Source organism: Paraburkholderia sp. J67 (assembly GCF_905220265.1).
In the GTDB taxonomy this organism is placed as follows: Bacteria; Pseudomonadota; Gammaproteobacteria; order Burkholderiales; family Burkholderiaceae; genus Paraburkholderia.
The window spans coordinates 1-930 of the sequence record NZ_CAJMZK010000082.1; the positions used below are offsets into that span (position 1 = coordinate 1).

1 protein-coding gene is annotated in these 930 nt (G+C 61.7%); it reads left to right on the forward strand.

Translation table 11 applies throughout. From position 1 onward, the window contains the following. Nucleotides 1-930 (forward strand): tartrate dehydrogenase (locus tag U5782_RS41255; RefSeq protein ID WP_322049621.1); only part of this gene is annotated, 930 nt, incomplete at both ends.

Below are 930 nucleotides of genomic sequence, written 5' to 3' on the forward strand. Positions count from 1 at the left end.
GGCCTGTCGATCGAATTCACGCATTTCGACTGGGCGAGCTGCGACTACTACCTCGAACACGGCAAGATGATGCCCGACGACTGGTTCGCCACGCTCAAGGGTTTCGATGCGATCTACTTCGGCGCGGTGGGTTGGCCCGACAAGGTGCCCGACCATATTTCGTTGTGGGGGTCGCTCCTCAAGTTCCGTCGTGAGTTCGACCAGTACGTGAATCTGCGCCCCGTGCGTCTGCTGCCGGGCGTGCCGTGTCCGCTCGCCAACCGCAAGCCTGGCGATATCGACTTCTTCGTGGTGCGCGAAAACACCGAGGGCGAATACAGTTCCGTGGGCGGCAAGATGTTCGAGGGCACCGAGCGCGAATTCGTGCTGCAGGAATCGGTGTTCACGCGCCAGGGTGTGGATCGCATCCTCAAGTACGCGTTCGAACTTGCCAACCAGCGCGGCCGCAAGAAGCTCACGGCGGCGACCAAGTCGAATGGTATTTCGATCAGCATGCCGTACTGGGACGAGCGCGTGGCCGCGATGGCCGAGGCGTATCCCGACGTGAAGTGGGACAAGCAGCACATCGACATTCTGTGCGCGCGCTTCGTGCTGCAACCGGATCGCTTCGACGTGGTGGTGGCGTCGAATCTCTTCGGTGATATTCTTTCCGATCTCGGTCCTGCATGTACGGGCACGATTGGCCTGGCGGCATCGGCGAACCTCAACCCCGAGCGTAATTTCCCGTCGCTGTTCGAGCCGGTGCATGGTTCGGCACCGGATATCTTCGGCAAGGAGATCGCCAACCCCATCGCCATGATCTGGTCGGGCGCGATGATGCTCGACTTCCTCGGCAACGGCGACGCGCAGTTCAAGGCGGCGCACGACGCGATCATGCAGGCGATCGAAAAGGTGCTGGTGGAAGGCCCGCGCACGCCGGATATGGGCGGT